This is a genomic window from Runella sp. R5_40 (assembly GCF_057652295.1).
Genome location: NZ_JBYFCH010000004.1, coordinates 441,931 through 456,703, shown reverse-complemented (window position 1 = coordinate 456,703; position 14,773 = coordinate 441,931). Strand labels below are relative to the sequence as shown.

The following is a 14,773-nucleotide window of genomic DNA, read 5'->3' as shown; positions in this document are numbered from 1 at the left end:
TGATTAAACGGTGATGGTTTTACCAGGGACTGCGACAGGATAGAATCCATCGGCAAGTGGTAAAATTTTTGGTTTAGCATCCCACGCAATTTGATCAGGGAAAAGGCTAATGTTTGAATTGAGGGCTTCTTCCCATTTTATTAACTTACCAGAATACGTAGCCATACGTCCCATGATAGAAGTAAGGGTACTTTTTGCTCCGTTTTCGGCATCAGCAAATTTGTATTCACCTTTCGCAATGGCTGCAAAAAGCTCATCGTGCTCTACTTGATATGGGTTACGGTCGCCTTTTCCTTCGTGGGCATAAATGACTTTTCCGCCTTGGTATGACTTCAAAACGGTGTTGTTGCCATTGAAGCTGTCGATGCGGCCTGTGGTGCCCAAAAACTGCTCATCTACTTTACTGTAAGTTCCTTCATAGTGGCGGCATTGGCTGTTGATAAGCGTTCCGTCGGCGTAAGTGAAGTCCACGATATGGTGGTCGAAAATTTCTCCAAATTCTTTTCCGTTACGGATTTGTCGTCCACCCGTGCCCTGTGCCGAAACAGGATAGCCTTGTTTTGCCCAGTTTGCTACGTCGATGTTGTGAACGTGCTGTTCGGTAATGTGGTCGCCGCACAACCAGTTGAAATAGTACCAGTTACGCATTTGGTATTCCATTTCAGTTTGATTCGGTTTGCGAGGGTTATTCCATACGCCACCCGAAACCCAATACACACTTCCACCAACGATATCGCCAATTTTTCCGTCGTGAATGCGGTTCATTGCTTCACGGTAGTTGCGTTGATAGTGACGTTGAAGCCCAACTACTACGTTCAATTTTTTGCGTTTTGCTTCTTCGGCCGTTGCAAGCACTTTACGAATACCTGGCGCGTCGGTTGCTACAGGTTTTTCCATAAATACGTGCTTATTTTGGCGAATGGCTTCTTCAAAGTGCATTGGGCGGAAACCAGGAGGCGTGGCCAAAATAACAACATCTGCCAAAGCGATAGCCTGTTTGTAACCGTCAAAGCCCACAAACATCCGATCTTTTGGTACATCAATTTTTGATTTAACATCAATCTCTACACCAGCATCATCTTTGTATTTGCGTTTGGTCAAGGCGGTGTATGCGTCGTCCAAGCGATCTTGGAACGCATCTGCCATGGCTACGATTTTTACATTTTGTTTGGTGCTAAGGGCTTGGGCTGCTGCACCCGTTCCGCGACCACCACAGCCAACAAGGGCGATTTTGATGGTATCATCATTTGACGAATGAAATCCGTATGAAGCAAAAGGTAGGCTACTTAGCAAAGCACCTCCTGTTAATAAACTAGACGATTTGAGAAACTCTCGGCGATTAGTTTCCATTTTTAGAAAAGAGTTTAAGTTGGAAATTGTGGATGTCGTTGATTTAGCGACCTAAAATCAATGTGTCTGTCAGCTTATAAAAGTGCCTAAAAAGCGAAAACTACCCGTAAAGAATGAATCTACGGGTAATTTTTATGTTGAAGGTCAAATACTTATTAATAGTCCTCAATCAAAGGCGGGTTGTAGTAAGCGGCAATTTCTTCTTTTGAAGGGGTTTTAACGGGACGAACTACGCGAAAACCAACGAATGAAGCGCTAGTCATCCACCACTCACTTTTTGGACTCTGAGGGTCAATAATTTTCCAATCAGGAACTGAAGGGATACGGGTAGCACTGCGGCATACACTTGCATCGTCGTCCCACGAACCACCCCGAACTGACGTTGGATACAATTCGGTTACTTTCAAAAACGCTTCCTTGGCTTGGCCACCCGCTTTTTTGGTATAATAATCTTTGGCGTATTGGTCGAGTGTCCACTCCATCACGTTTCCGTGCATGTCGTGCAATCCCCATGGATTAGGCTTTTTTGTACCCGTTTTTTTGTAACCACCGCCGCTGTTGGCTTTGTACCAAGCGTATTCATCGAGTAGTTTTGGATCATCCCCAAACGAGTATGCGGTAGTGGTACCCGCACGGCAAGCATATTCCCATTCGGCTTCGGTAGGAAGGCGGTAAAACACCCCTGTTTTTTCGTAAAGCCACTTGCAAAAATAAATGGCGGCATATTGGGTCATGTTGACAGCTGGATAACCACCACCGCGTCCCATTCCAAATGACATATCAACATAAGCAGCACTTGGACGCGTACTTCCATCGGTTTTGGATAGGCTGTTTTCGGTATCTGGAAAACGCTTTGCCATTTCAATTTCGATATTTTTGGTGGTAAAAAGATCATAGAAATCCCAAGGAATTTCGTACTTACCCATCCAAAAAGGCTCAATTTTTACTTTGTGTTGAGGACCTTCGTCTTCTTTACGGTCTTTTTCTTTGGCAGGACTACCCATCATAAAATCGCCACCTTTGATGGCAACCATATCGTATTTAATGTTACTTCCCGAAATGGCTTGCGCGTAGTTCTCGAATTTCTGCTGGGCAAAGGCCGTTCCGCAGAAAGCACAAAGAAGGAGTGTTTTTTTTACGAACTGCATTGATGTTTTGATAATAGAAATGAGCTAAAAAAGATTAGAGCCCGAAAGATACCGCAATCCAATGATTTTCACGAATAGAGCGCCAAAGATTTCTATAAGTCAAAGCTCTCCCAAGTCAGTTTGTCGAATTGTTTGTACAAAACATAAGCGATAAAGGTGGCAAAAACACAGGCAACTGGCACGCCAAATGGGATGAACGTCAGTCCCCAATGTCCAAAACCACAAATGGGAAGCAAAAGCATAAAAATGACAAACTGAGAAGTTTGCCCTGCTTCTTTCATCGTAGCCAGGCTTTTGGAAAACGGAAGGCGATTTTGGGAGCCAATTTTGCTCTCAATCATGGATAAACACACCGAAGCCACAAAGGCTAAGTATAAATCATCAAGTGCTTTGATGCCCCAAATCGTCAAAACAAAGGTGCTAAGTAGCAAATAAAATGGGGTGTAAAATTTAAGAAGAATGGCTTTGATGTTGCCTACCACTACGTCGCGGGGGGAATCGGTGGGCGTGGCAAAATAAACCCATGCAGCCTTAAAATCTTCACTAAAATGACTTTGAGATTGAAACGTACCTGCAATGATATGTGCCATATAAAGCAACATTAAATAAAGGTAACCTTGCGCCATCTCTGACCATTTTTGGGGATCAAAAAGCTCCTTACCAAAAACAAATACCAACGGAATTAACGACCCAAAAGTGGGGTAAGTACGCATCTTAAACTTGCGATCGCGGGCAGTAATTTTCCACGAAAGTTCAAAAATGGCTTTTTCAAGGTGGCTTCTGGTCATTAAGGAAGCTAATCGGCTAACAAAACCACCGCGTTTTTGTGTAATGACTTTTTCAGAACCTCCCCCGTCGCCCACACCCAATTGAGCGATTTTTTGGGTGAATTGTGGAGCCAAATATCGTATCAAAATCCACATGGCAAGAAGAGGAATACCAAAAGATAGGAAGGATAAAATCCAAAAATTAGGGGCTCCTTTAATCACAAATTGCATCCAACCACTGAACCAGAGCGGAGGAAGGGCGTAATGCCACCCACGAATGGCGACTGCCGTGGTATTGAGGTCGAGCCAAGTGAAAATACGCCCTACCATTTGATAACCAGCCGTTACCAAAAGTGTGAATACAATTTGGAAGTAGCTGATGATGTCTTTTAATCGTTCTTCGCTGGTAAATTGCATTAAAAGCATGTAGAGGAGCGAGGTAAAGAAAACCGACAACATAGCTAAAACAAAAACGGCCAATCCAAAGGCCAAAAACGCTAAAATGCCGTACTTAAAAAGAGTAAAAATAAGCGGCAAAAGGGCAATTCCGTAGGAAAGAATAAGGACATAGGAGGCAATATGAACCAATCGGGCCAATAAAATGGTACGTCCCGTGACTGGCCGTGGAAGAAGCACCACATTGTCGGTGGTATCGAGCAGCAAGGACGAAAAGTCGGTGACTAACGTAAGCACCGACATAATCATGATATACCCAAAAGGTAAGGCATAAGCGTAATAGGGTTTGTCGATGAAGAAAATACTAATGCCCATCAATCCGCCAAAAATTGAAAGTAACCCCACCATCATCCAAAAGGAATTATTGGTGTCTTGGTCGTTGTTATAAGATTTGTATTGCGAAAACGACGCCATTGGCCGACGGTTTTGCATTTTGAATTTCACTTCAACGATTGTTCGTAAAATGTCGTAATCGGCACCTAACCACCGAAATACGCCTTGCATCAGGTCGAGAATTCGTAAAACTGCGTTGCTCATTGGGGAGACTCGTTAAGTGGTTTGGACTTTACTTCAATGCTTGTAAAAAATCTTCGGCGCGGTGGCTATTCTCGTTGTCGCCCGTCAGTCCTTGGAAAATAAGTTCCAGCGAACCCGACTGCGCCTGTGCTTTGAGTTCTTCAAAAGTACCGTTGGCGATAATGGTTCCTTGGTTAATAATCACAATTCGGTCGGAGATTTTTTCTACCACGTCCATGATGTGGGAGCTGTAAAAAATGGTTTTACCAGCGGCTTTCAATTTTGCCAACACTTCTTTTACCAAAATCACGGCATTGGCATCCAGTCCCGAAAGAGGTTCGTCCAAAAAGATGACGTCTGGGTTGTGAATAAGCCCCGAAATCAATAACACCTTTTGCCGCATTCCTTTGGAAAAAGTATTCATTCTCACGTCTGCGTGGGTTTTTAGACCAAAAATTTCGAGTAATTCCAACGCCCGACGTTCGGTGAGTTCGTCCTCCATTTTGTGTAGTCTGCCTATAAACAACAAGTACTCCATGGGTGTCAGAACTTCGTATAACATGGCATTTTCGGGCACATAACCGATGCGTTTCTTGACTTCAAGGGCATTTTCTCGAATGTCGTACCCGAGCACCTTGGCCTCCCCTACAAAATCGGGAAGCATCCCAATCAGTATTTTGAGGGTTGTACTTTTTCCCGCGCCATTGGGGCCAATGTACCCAATGATTTCACCCGCATATACGTCCAAATCAATTCCTTTGAGGATTAAATCGCGGCCATACGATTTTTTTAAGCCGCGTAAACTTACGACTGGCTGTTTTTCCATGTTAAATTCGTTTAGGTTTTGTGAAGAAATAGCAAGGCGGTTGTGCCCCCATGCCATTGAGACGTTAAATAACGAATAAGTTCACATTTCTAAACTAAAATATAGATGAACGGTTTAAAATGTCTTTTTGTGTAATTTTTGAAAAGATAGCATTTGAAATTAGCTCAGAACGCCTAATTTAGCAGCAGACTTTCCAAGTTTGATGAACAACTTGGAAAGTCTATCAATTATTAAAAAGACAAATGTTAGAAATTAGCAACGTAACTACGGCAGAACTGCCCGAAATTCAGCGCATCGCTTATCAGACCTGGCCCATGACTTTTGGGGATATTTTGTCGCCCAAACAAATTGATTACATGCTTGACTGGATGTACAGCATTCCGTCGTTAACAGCGCAAATTGAGGAAAAAGGGCACGTTTTTCTGTTGATAAAAGAGAACGAAGCGTGTTTGGGGTACGTCTCGTACGAACTCAATTACAAAAATGAACCCAACACGAAGATTCATAAAATTTACCTGCTACCCGCAAGTCAGGGCAAAGGGGCGGGAGCTGCTTTGATTCGTAAAGTAGCCGAAATTGCTACGGAGAATAACAATTCGGCGCTACTACTCAACGTCAACCGTTATAATAAAGCGGTTGGGTTTTACGAAAAAATGGGCTTTAACATCGTAGGAAGTGAAGATATTGACATTGGAGATGGATTTCTAATGCAAGATTACATCATGGCAAAACCGCTTTAGGAAACTAACGATTACGAAGAGTGGGGAACTAAAGTTTGCTGACAATATCAACAGATAGCCCAGTCATTTCGGCAATGGTTTCAGTTGCAAAGCCATTCGCTTTCATTTTGATGGCCATTGCCAAACGTGCTTGTTGTTCACCTTCAATGAGACCTTCAGCTTTTCCTTCAGCTTTTCCCTCAATGCGAGCGGTAGCGATTATACCTCGTTCTGAAAGGAACATTTTTTCGTGCCTTTCGTAGGCCAGTTGCTCTTGTTCAGAAAGCCCATCAAATTGTAGTTGTGCTTTTACTTCGGCCAAACCGCGTGCGTTGAACTCGTCCTTTACTTCGTTGTTCTTAAAGTAATAAATCCATTGATCGAGGTTGTCGCGGGCTATGTCGTCGAAATTGTTGATTTTGATGACATAGTATTCGGGATAAATTTCAAAAAGGGCTTCTTTGTGAAAAAGCTCTTTTTGTTTTTCTGAAAGGTCTAAAATGTCGTTTTGATGGATGCCCCTAAACTCAGTTTTACCATGATAAACATAGTCAGTGCCATGTCCTAAATCAAAGTAAATCAAGTTGATGGAGAATATTTTTTTGATTTCTTGGTAGGGTTTACCTTTTTGAAGGGTTTCAGTTAAGTGTTTTGAAGTAGCAAAAAGCATTCTTTGAAAGAAGTCAAATTCTTTACTGTATTGGAGTTCAATAATGAGTCGTTCTTTTTGCTCGTTTTCAACCAACAAATCCACGCGATTTATTTTTTGTTCATCGTCGTTCACGTTAGATTCGCTTTCTAGGAGGTTGATAATGACGATGTCTCGTTTGAGTAAGACACTCAAGAAACCTTCAAGAATAGCAAAGTTGGCCCGGGCGGCGCTCCGATTTTGCCTGAGGAGCCTTTTTAGCGCCCAATCGAAGCTGATAAGAGTACGGGTCATTTTGAAAAGTTTATAACAAAGCTACGAATAACTTTTTAACACTTCTAGCATAACTTCCGCTAGAAGTGTTGAACCGACAGACTAGACTTGTATGGCCGTAAACCCTGCTTTCTCGATTGTTTCTAGAATAAGTTCGCTTGATAATTCTTCACCGTTGATGGTCAAAATTTTATCGGGGTTGGCAGTATCAACGCGCCAATCTTCAATCTCTTCAACTTGATTTAAGAACGGCGTTACTTTGGCAATGCAGCCTCCGCAGTTGATGTTGGTTTTGAATTGTAATGTCTCCATTTTTATGATTTATTAAGCCTGAGGCTATTTGCTACGACTGATACTGAGCTGAGTGCCATCGCCGCCCCCGCAATCATGGGGTTAAGTAAAAAGCCATTTATGGGATACAACACTCCCGCCGCCAGCGGAATTCCAATGAGGTTGTAAATAAATGCCCAAAAAAGGTTTTGGTGGATGGCCGCCACCGTCCATTTTGAAAGTCGGATGGCTTGAGGGATTTTTTGTAAATCGCTGGAAATAAGCGTCATCTTCGCAACATCCATGGCAATGTCGGAGCCTTTTCCCATGGCAATACTTACGTCGGCTTGTGCCAAGGCGTGTGAATCATTGATACCGTCGCCGACCATCGCCACGATTTTCCCTGTTTGCTGAAGTTGTTCAACAAAAGCAGCTTTATCTGCTGGAAGTACGTGTCCTTTAAAGTGACTAATTCCAACCTCTTGGGCTACTTTTTGGGCCGTAAATGTGTTGTCGCCCGTCAACATATATACTTCTACTCCTTCACGTTGAAGGTCAGTAATGGCCTGCGCTGAGGTGGGCTTGATGGGGTCAGTGATGGCCCACGCTGCCAGCACGTCTTTTTTATTGGCAAATACGACTACTGTTTTGGCCGATTCTTGCCAAGTATTAATCGGTAAATTGGCAAAAGACAACCCACGTTCTACTATCCAAGATACGCTTCCAATCACGTACTCATTCCCTTCAAAAAAAGCCTTGACGCCTTTCCCTGCTACATTTTCAAATTGTAATATCGGAACGCTTTTGATGCCATCGGCTTTGAGCGTTTGCACAATGGACGCGGCCAAAGGGTGCGACGATTGACTTTCGAGTGCCAAGGCAATGGATTTGAACGCGGGTTCGTCGGAAGCCCAGTACGTGTCGGTTACTGTTGGTTTCCCTTCGGTGATTGTGCCTGTTTTATCTAGTACAACCGCATCGATTCGGTGTGCCAACTCAAGGCTTTGGGCATCTTTGATTAAAATGCCGTTTTCTGCTCCTTTCCCGACTCCTACCATAATGGCGGTGGGCGTAGCCAAACCCAGCGCACAGGGACAAGCAATCACTAGGACGGTGACGGCGGCTAATAAACCTTGGGTGAGGGCGTTTTCTCCACCAAAACTTGACCAGACAACAAACGTAAGTACTGAAATGGCCATGACGATGGGCACAAATACTGCTGCAATCTTGTCGGCCAGTTGCTGAATGGGGGCTTTGCTGCCTTGAGCTTGCTGAACCATCCGAATGATTTGGGCCAAGAGCGTGGCTTCGCCCACTTTTTCGGCCAAAAAACGAAAACTCCCCTGCTGATTGACCGTGCCTGAAAATACTTTACTGCCTTTGTTTTTTTCAACGGGGACAGGTTCTCCCGAAATCATACTTTCATCGACGTAAGAAGTACCCGAAAGCACTTTCCCATCGACCGCAATTTTATCCCCAGGTTTTACCACAATTCGGTCGCCTACCCGTACGGCTGAAATGTCAATTTCTTTTTCTTCCCCGTTTTCAATAATCCACACCGTTCGCGGTTGTAATCCCATCAGTTTTTGGATGGCGGTTGAGGTGTTGGCTTTGGCTTTTTCTTCCAACCATTTGCCTACCATAATAAACACAATAACCACTGCAGATGCTTCAAAATATACGTGCGGATGAAGTCCACGGTGGTGCCAAAATTCGGGATAGACGGTATTAAAAAGGCTGAATATAAAAGCGATTCCCGTACTCAGTGCCACTAGCGTATCCATATTGGCTTGACCGTATTTGCCCTGTTTCCACGCATGAATAAAAAAATCACGACCAAAAATAGCCAATACGGGCGTCGTCAGTGCCAACATAATCCAGTTGACGAAAGGGAGTTCCATAAAAAACATGCCCAACACCACCACGGGTAACGTCAGTGTGGTCGCCCAAAGTAAACGTTTTTGTAGCGTAAGTAGCTGATTCGCTTTTTGTTCAGCTTGTTGTGCTTGGGCGTTTTCAGGATGGAGCAATAAATCGTATCCTACCGCTTGAAGTGCATGTTTTAGGGCTTCAGGATTGGTTTGGGTCGTGTCAAAAGAAATGCTGGCTGATTCATTGGCAAAATTGACGGCACATGCTAGCACTCCTTCCTGTTTTTTGAGTATATTTTCAACACTCATGGCACAAGCCGCACAGGTCATCCCCGTGACGGGTACCAAAAGTTGTTGATTATCAGTTTTAATCTCGGTTTCCATTGCGCTATTCATTTGTCGTTACAAAAGTAGTGGCTTAAATCGGGAAGCTAGTTACACGATTTTCAAAAAGGATTACAGGATTTTCGTCAGTCTGGAAACTTTTGTATTATCGTTGGTCTTTACCATTTAAAAGAACATTTTATGCCAAACCGCCTCATCGAAGAAACATCGCCTTATTTGCTTCAACACGCTCACAACCCAGTGGAATGGTACCCTTGGGGAGAAGAAGCCCTGACCAAAGCCCGTACCGAAGACAAGCCCATCATTGTAAGTATTGGTTATTCGGCTTGCCATTGGTGTCACGTAATGGAAAGAGAAAGTTTTGAAAATGAACAAGTTGCGGCAGTTATGAACGCAGGCTATGTGTGTATAAAAGTAGATCGTGAAGAACGCCCCGACGTCGATTCAATTTACATGGATGCGCTTCATGCCATGGGTGGGAGAGGCGGCTGGCCGTTGAACGTATTTTTGACGCCCGAAGCCAAGCCTTTTTATGGGATGACTTACATGCCGCCACGGAATTGGGTGAACCTCCTCAATAGCGTACAAAATGCTTTTGTGAATCATCGGGATGAATTGGAAAAATCGGCAGCAGGTTTTGTTGAAAATATGCTCATGAAAGAGTCCAATAAATACCATTTGGACGGTTCAACGACGGAATTTCGTCAGGAGGATTTGGATGAAATGTTTGAGCATATCAAACAAAGTTTTGACTTAGAAAAAGGAGGGATGGAGCGTGCCCCCAAATTCCCGATGCCTTCAATTTATAAGTTTTTATTGCGCTATTATGCCCTTTCGCAAAACCCCGAAGCTCTGCGCCAAATCGAGCTGAGTTTGAATCGGATTGCGCTGGGAGGAATCTACGACCACGTAGGTGGTGGATGGGCGCGGTATTCGGTGGATGAAGACTGGTTTATTCCGCACTTTGAAAAAATGCTCTACGACAACGGACAACTTTTGAGTATGTATTCGGAAGCTTATACGTTGACCAAAAATGAGCTGTACAAACGTCGGGTGTATGAAACGGTTGACTGGCTGCGTCGGGAAATGCTAAGTCCAGACGGCGGGTTTTATTCGGCCTTAGATGCGGATAGTGAGGGAGTAGAAGGGAAGTTTTATACGTGGACACAAGCCGAATTGCAATCAATTTTAGGCGACGATTTTGACTGGTTTTCCAAATTGTATTCCATCCGTACCGCAGGAAACTGGGAACACGGCTATAATCATTTGCACTTGACTCCTCAGGCAGATTGGAACCTTGTTTTTACTGAAAAATACCGCGCGGCGCTGGACAAACTTTTTGAAGTGAGAGAGAAACGGGTGCGTCCTGGATTGGATGATAAAATTTTGGCTTCGTGGAATGGGTTGACATTGAAGGGATTGACGGATGCGTATCGTGCTTTTGGGGATGAACAATTTAGAGAATTAGCGTTGCAAAATGCGACCTTCCTCAAAACCAAAATGACCAACGAAAATCACCGCCTTTGGCACAGTTATAAAGCAGGAAAAGCCACGATTGTTGGATTTTTGGAAGATTACGCCTCGGTGATTGATGCGTACCTTGGGGTGTATCAAATTACGTTTGAGGAAGAATGGCTCGACGAAGCCCTCAAATTGACTGCTTATACGATTGAACATTTGTACGATGAAGAAGATGAACTTTTTTACTTTACAGATAGCTCATCTGACGACTTGATTGCCCGTAAAAAGGAAATTTTTGACAACGTTATTCCTGCCTCTAACTCGTTAATGGCGCATAACCTATACAGTTTAGGGATGCTCGTGAGCTACGATGAGTATATTGAATTGGCCGATTGGATGTTGTCAAAATTGAAACGTTCGATGATGACCGATGTGCAATGGGTGACAAACTGGGCGGCACTATACGTGATGCGCGTACAACCTACCGCCGAAGTAGTACTGGTTGGCCCAGAAATAGACACCTTTAGAAAAGAATTAGAGACAACTTTTTGGCCAAATAAAATTGTTGTTGGGGCCAAAACTACCTCAGACTTACCGCTTTTGGAGGGAAGGTTATCTTCGACGGATACCACAACGGTATATGTTTGTTTTAACAAAACGTGCCAATTACCCGTTCACTCTGTAGAAGAAGCCCTGCAGCAACTAGCCGTCAGTGTAAGTTGAAATGATCACAAAAAGGTAAATTGGCGGCGGGCAAATAAGCCATAACCAACAAACTCACAAAACCCAAACTGTAAACCCAAAATTCGTTCTTGACATGCCCACTTCAAACACGTTCGAGCAGAAGAAACAGTTTTTATTTCTGTTTTTATGCGGATTATTTTTAACCAATGCACTCATTGCCGAGATTATTGGAGTAAAGATTTTTTCGGTAGAGACATTGTTGGGGACAAGCCCCGCTCAACTTGACATTTTTGGCACAAAACTCGATTTCAATATGTCGGCAGGGGTCGTGAACTGGCCCATCGTTTTTATTACTTCTGACATTATTAATGAGTATTTTGGAAAAAAAGGGGTGAGACGCATATCGTACCTTACGGCAGGATTTATTGCTTATATGTACATTGTGATTTATGCAACCACATCGCTTCCACCTGCTCAGTTTTGGTTAGAAGTAAATAGCCAAGATAGCCACGGAAACGCCATGAATATTGATGGTGCTTTTAACCAAATTTTCCGCCAAGGCTTAGGTATTATGTTGGGTTCTATCGTTGCGTTTCTTATCGGACAGGTGCTCGATGTCACGGTATTTTCGTGGTTACGGCGTCGTACGGGAGGAAAATACATTTGGCTGAGGGCTACGGGTTCGACGCTTTTCTCGCAGCTGGTTGACAGCTTCGTCGTGATTTTTATTGCCTTCTACCTTTTTGGGAATTGGTCCGTGACCCAAATTCTTCAAGTAGGGACAATCAATTATATTTATAAAGGTTGCATAGCCCTCTTAACAACCCCCGTATTGTACGGTGCCCATTACTTAATTGACCAATATTTAGGCAAAGAAAATGCCCACCAACTGGCCAACGAAGCTGCTGCATCGAGTTTTACACCCATGTAAAATAGCGGTAGTCAATGAATAAAATGAAGGAATATATAGCGAAAAAGTGGTAACTTGGCCGAAAATCCCTATTTTATTCATAAGACAAAACTCTACATGGAATCCACAGTTACGTTCATTAACGACATTATTTGGAGTAATGCCCTCATCTTACTTTGTTTAGGTGCGGGCATTTATTTTTCGGTTACAACCCGTTTTTTGCAAGTTCGATACGTTCGAGAAATGGTAAAACTACTGTTTGGAGGAAAAACCTCTGACAAGGGTGTGAGTTCGTTTCAAGCCTTTGCGATTGCCATTTCGGGCAGGGTCGGGACTGGGAATATCGCAGGGGTGGCCACTGCCATCGCCATGGGAGGGCCAGGGGCAGTATTTTGGATGTGGGCCATCGCGTTTTTGGGCGCGTCTTCGGCGTTTATTGAAGCAACCTTGGGGCAAATTTACAAGCAGGTACAAGATGGGCAATACCGTGGAGGCCCTGCTTTTTACATCGAAAAAGGGCTCGGAATGCGCTGGTACGCCTTGCTTTTTGCGGGGGCTACCATTTTGAGTACAGCGTTGTTTTTGCCTGGTGTTCAGAGCAATAGCATTGCACTTAGTGCCAAAGCTGCTTTTGACATTCCTGTAGAAATAACGGGAGCGGCGGTGACAGCCCTGTTGGCACTGATTATTTTTGGGGGCGTAAAACGTATTGGCCAAGTGGCAGAAGTAGTGGTGCCATTTATGGCGGGTGCTTATATTCTGATGGCCTTGGTGGTTATTGCCCTTAACATCACCCAAGTACCAGCCGTACTTGGCTTAATCATTCGTTCGGCTTTCGACATCGAACCAGCCTTTGCGGGAATTTTTGGTATGGCCGTTTCGTGGGGGGTAAAACGTGGTATTTACTCCAATGAAGCAGGCCAAGGAACGGCTCCGCACGCTGCTGCTGCTGCCGAAACCAGCCACCCAGTAAAACAAGGATTGGTGCAGGCTTTTTCAGTATATGTTGATACGTTGTTTGTCTGTACGGCTACTGCCTTGATGATTCTTTTTACGGGACAGTACAACGTTGTCAATCCAGTAGGAGGGTTTATCGTCGAAAATGTACCTGGCCTTGCCATTGGTTCAGAGTTTACCCAAGCGGCTATCAACACGCATTTTCCGTCGTTAGGTAGTGGTTTTGTGGCTATTGCGCTGCTCTTTTTTGCCTTTACGACCATCATGGCGTATTACTACATTGCTGAAACAAACCTGAGCTATCTTTTGTCAAATAGTAATAACAAGTGGCTAGTACAAGCGCTACGGGTGATGATCATGGCCGCTACTTTTTACGGTTCTATCAAAACGGCGGCGTTAGCTTGGACAATCGGAGATATTGGGGTAGGAATGATGGCTTGGTTGAATATTATCGCCATTTTCTTGCTACGAAAACCAGCATTTAAGGCATTTAAAGATTACGAAGAACAACGTAAAGCAGGGCTTGACCCTGTATTCCACCCTAAGAAGTTGGGCATCGAAAATACCGACGAATGGGAAGGATAGAGAGGTACTGATGAAAAGGTGGTTGTGGATTGATTCCAAACCACCTTTTTTTAGGCTTCTAACAGAGCTAAAGCAGCCGTACAGTCGTCGTCGATGGCTTTTTTGAGTGCTTCAAGACCATCAAACTTTAACTCAGGACGGATAAACGCAACGTTTTCAACGGTCATTTTTTCTCCGTAAATATTCTCCTGAAAATCAAAAATATATACTTCTTGGGTTCGGCCGATGCCGTTGACAGTGGGGCGAAAACCTATACTCATGACGCCCTTGAGCCATTGCCCACGCACATGCACACGAACGGCATAAACGCCATCAGCGGGAATGAGTTTGTAGGATTCAAGCACCTGAACGTTGGCAGTTGGATAACCAATGGTCCGACCCAGTTGGCGACCTTTGACAATCACGCCCGTAAAAGTATAGATGCGCCCGAGCAGTTCATTGGCTACTGACGTTTTTCCTTCAACCAATGATTGCCGAATTTTGGTGGAACTTACCGTCAAATGGTCAATTTCTTGGCGTGGAATTTCTTCAATTTCAAAGCCAAATCGGTGGGCATTTTTTTGTAAATACTCGAAACTCCCTTCTCGGTTTTTGCCAAAATGATGGTCATAGCCAATGACCAATTTTTTGGTGCCGATGGTATCAATCAAAATTTGTTGAATAAACTCATCGGACGTTAGCTCGCTAAATTCGCGGGTGAAAGGAACGACTACGAGGTGCTGAACGCCATTTTGACGAAGCAATTCAATCTTTTCGTCAATTGTGGAAAGCAACCGAAGATTTTGGCTGTCGTTAGAAACCACCATGCGGGGATGGGGCCAAAAGGTAATCACCACCGTTTCGCCACCCGAGGCTTGGGCAGCTTCACGAAGGCGACTCAGGATTTTTTGGTGTCCCAAATGAACACCGTCAAACGTCCCGCTGGTCACAACGGCGTTACTCAACGGACGAAAATCTGCTATATCGTGGTAAACTTGCATTAACTA

General features: G+C 44.0%; 12 protein-coding genes. 4 read left to right on the top strand and 8 right to left on the bottom strand.

Translation table 11 applies throughout. The features are described from left to right. Positions 1-3: 3 nt before the first annotated feature. The 4 genes from AC23N5_RS11230 to AC23N5_RS11215 all read right to left on the bottom strand — a co-directional run bounded on the left by AC23N5_RS11230 (position 4) and on the right by AC23N5_RS11215 (position 5,063). Entirely contained in the window at positions 4-1,350 is a 1,347-nt protein-coding gene (locus tag AC23N5_RS11230) for a Gfo/Idh/MocA family protein (protein ID WP_487755635.1), read from the bottom strand. Positions 1,351-1,505: 155 nt separating this feature from the next. After that, a complete protein-coding gene (locus AC23N5_RS11225) occupies positions 1,506-2,498 on the bottom strand; it encodes a formylglycine-generating enzyme family protein (RefSeq protein WP_487755634.1) in 993 nt (330 codons plus the stop codon). A 92-nt stretch (positions 2,499-2,590) separates the two neighbouring features. Then, positions 2,591-4,258 (bottom strand): hypothetical protein, encoded by a 1,668-nt coding sequence (locus AC23N5_RS11220; protein ID WP_487755633.1) that lies wholly within the window; start codon positions 4,256-4,258, stop codon positions 2,591-2,593. A gap of 28 nt (positions 4,259-4,286) precedes the next feature. Further along, positions 4,287-5,063 carry an ABC transporter ATP-binding protein gene (locus AC23N5_RS11215; protein WP_487755632.1) on the bottom strand — a complete coding sequence of 259 codons (777 nt, stop codon included), beginning with the start codon at positions 5,061-5,063 and terminating at the stop codon, positions 4,287-4,289. Positions 5,064-5,305: 242 nt separating this feature from the next. On the opposite strand from AC23N5_RS11215, the gene AC23N5_RS11210 reads away from it, so the two are divergent. After that, positions 5,306-5,803, top strand: coding sequence for a GNAT family N-acetyltransferase (locus AC23N5_RS11210; RefSeq protein ID WP_122930265.1), 498 nt, complete (start codon positions 5,306-5,308; stop codon positions 5,801-5,803). A gap of 28 nt (positions 5,804-5,831) precedes the next feature. Here the strand turns inward: AC23N5_RS11210 and AC23N5_RS11205 are convergent, their stop codons facing one another. The 3 genes from AC23N5_RS11205 to AC23N5_RS11195 form a co-directional block, all read right to left on the bottom strand. Then, entirely contained in the window at positions 5,832-6,725 is an 894-nt protein-coding gene (locus AC23N5_RS11205; RefSeq protein WP_487755631.1) for an Rpn family recombination-promoting nuclease/putative transposase, read from the bottom strand. An 81-nt stretch (positions 6,726-6,806) separates the two neighbouring features. After that, positions 6,807-7,016 (bottom strand): heavy-metal-associated domain-containing protein, encoded by a 210-nt coding sequence (locus AC23N5_RS11200; protein WP_122930266.1) that lies wholly within the window; start codon positions 7,014-7,016, stop codon positions 6,807-6,809. A 2-nt stretch (positions 7,017-7,018) separates the two neighbouring features. Beyond that, positions 7,019-9,229: a heavy metal translocating P-type ATPase gene (locus AC23N5_RS11195; RefSeq protein WP_487755630.1), complete on the bottom strand. Its 2,211-nt coding sequence runs from the start codon at positions 9,227-9,229 to the stop codon at positions 7,019-7,021. Between the two features lie 141 nt (positions 9,230-9,370). Between AC23N5_RS11195 and AC23N5_RS11190 the strand changes: the two genes are divergently transcribed. From AC23N5_RS11190 to AC23N5_RS11180, 3 genes are all read left to right on the top strand, one after another. Beyond that, positions 9,371-11,374, top strand: a complete 2,004-nt coding sequence (locus tag AC23N5_RS11190; RefSeq protein ID WP_487755629.1) for a thioredoxin domain-containing protein — start codon at positions 9,371-9,373, stop codon at positions 11,372-11,374. A gap of 94 nt (positions 11,375-11,468) precedes the next feature. Next, positions 11,469-12,266: a queuosine precursor transporter gene (locus AC23N5_RS11185; protein WP_122930269.1), complete on the top strand. Its 798-nt coding sequence runs from the start codon at positions 11,469-11,471 to the stop codon at positions 12,264-12,266. A 96-nt stretch (positions 12,267-12,362) separates the two neighbouring features. Beyond that, positions 12,363-13,787, top strand: a complete 1,425-nt coding sequence (locus tag AC23N5_RS11180) for an alanine/glycine:cation symporter family protein (protein WP_487755628.1) — start codon at positions 12,363-12,365, stop codon at positions 13,785-13,787. 50 nt (positions 13,788-13,837) lie between these two features. On the opposite strand, the gene AC23N5_RS11175 is transcribed toward AC23N5_RS11180, so the two are convergent. Then, positions 13,838-14,767: a bifunctional riboflavin kinase/FAD synthetase gene (locus AC23N5_RS11175; RefSeq protein WP_183976735.1), complete on the bottom strand. Its 930-nt coding sequence runs from the start codon at positions 14,765-14,767 to the stop codon at positions 13,838-13,840. Positions 14,768-14,773 lie beyond the last annotated feature (6 nt).